Source organism: Streptomyces sp. NPDC057638, from assembly GCF_042800315.1.
Lineage (GTDB): Bacteria > Actinomycetota > Actinomycetes > Streptomycetales > Streptomycetaceae > Streptomyces.
The window spans coordinates 1-1,620 of the sequence record NZ_JBHVHF010000591.1; the positions used below are offsets into that span (position 1 = coordinate 1).

Annotated in this window: 1 protein-coding gene; it reads right to left on the minus strand. The window is 74.0% G+C overall.

The window, feature by feature from the left end; translation table 11 throughout:
• Nucleotides 1-152: 152 nt before the first annotated feature.
• A complete protein-coding gene (locus ACFVIM_RS35045; RefSeq protein ID WP_384310402.1) occupies nt 153-1,562 on the minus strand; it encodes an extracellular solute-binding protein in 1,410 nt (469 codons plus the stop codon).
• Nucleotides 1,563-1,620 lie beyond the last annotated feature (58 nt).

Consider the following 1,620-nt stretch of genomic DNA (forward strand, 5'->3'; position numbering starts at 1 on the left):
CCAACCCCCCACCCCCCGGCGCGCCGCCCGCCTCCTTGGTTTAACCCCCCCCCCCCCCGCGGGCCGGCCGGACCCGCCCCCAACAACCCCGGGGGGCCGGGGGGGGCGCCCCCGGGGGGCCCCCCCCCCCTTCGGTGCGTCGTGCGGGGCGGTCAGCGGCGGGCTTTGACCGCGTCGGCCAGAGCGGCGCCGGTGTACTCCTCGGCGTCGCGGAAGTACTCCACCCGCAGGCTCTGGGCCGCGCGGACCCCGTGGGTGACGCGGTCGTTTTCGTAGGCGTCCAGGAGGCCCTGGGCCTCGGCGGTGGCCTTGGCGAACCGTTCTTCGAGGGGGGCCTGGCGCAGCAGGACGTCGTCCATGGCGCGGGTCATGACGTCCTGGGCGCCGGCGAAGTCGCCGAACAGGGCGCCCCGGCACGGCGGGACGCCGTCGCCGTCCTGGCCGGGGGCGTAGGAGCCGAGCTGCTGGCTGGCGAGCCGGTGGTGGGGGTGGGTGTCGAACCAGCCCTCGTCCTCCAGCAGCCGGTGGGAGGCGTGGGTGAGGGGGACGAAGCTGTTGTGGATGTGGCGGTCGGCGGCGTTGCGGGGGTTGTTGAGGAACTGGAGGAAGGCCAGGGCGCCGTCCTGGGTGGGTGTGTCGAGGCCGTCGGTGAGCCACAGGGAGGTGCCCGCGATGATGTTGCCGCCGTAGGGGTGGCCGTCGCGGGCGGGGAAGCGGCCGACGCTCATCTCGAATCCGGCGTTGCCGGCGGCCATGGCCATGTAGGTGAGGTCGTTGGAGGAGGTGATCCGCAGGGCGACGTCCTGGGCGGCGAACGCGGTGAGGTTGCCCTCCCAGTCGGGGATCTTGCCGGTGTAGAGGTAGTGGCCCTTGCGGTGCAGGTCCTGCCACCAGCGGGCGAAGGAGAGCAGGGCGGGCGAGTCGAGGGCCAGGCGCCTGGCGCGGCCGGTGCGGCCGTTGCCGTGGTCGGCGAGGTCGGCGCCCTGGACGGCGAGGGCCTGCTGGAAGAAGAGGCCGTGGTTGGTCCAGGTGATGCCGTGCGAGGGCCCGTCGGCGAGGGCGGCGACGGCTTCGCAGGCGGCTTCGACCTCGGCCCAGGTGGTGGGCAGGTCCTCGATCCCGGCGCGCTCAAGGACGGGCTTGTTGCCGTAGAGGAGCATGGCGGTCACGACGGCGGGCATGGAGGTCAGCTCGCCGCGCGGGGAGTAGTAGGCGCGGACGGCGGGCAGCAGGTCGCCGGTGATGACGGGTTCGCCCAGGATGTGGGTGCGGCCGTCGATCGCCCGCTCCAGGGAGGTGAACAGGGGCCGTCCGTCGGGGGTGCGGGTGTCGCGGGCGGCCTGGGTGACGGCGAAGTAGTACTCGGCGACGGCCGGGGGCCGTCCCTCGTCGGCGGCCTGGGCGATCTGCTGGGACAGGGTGCGGAAGTCGCGGCCCTCGATGCTGATCCGGTACTCGGGGTGGGCGCGTTCGAACGCGGCGCCGATCTGGTGGAGGCGGTCCATGTAGCCGGGGAACGTCAGGTCGGCCACCCAGACGTCGATCACGGTCCTGGCGGTCATGCGGGTCTCTTCTCTGTGGTGGTCGCCGCGGCCCGGCCCCGCGCGCACAGCCGGGGCC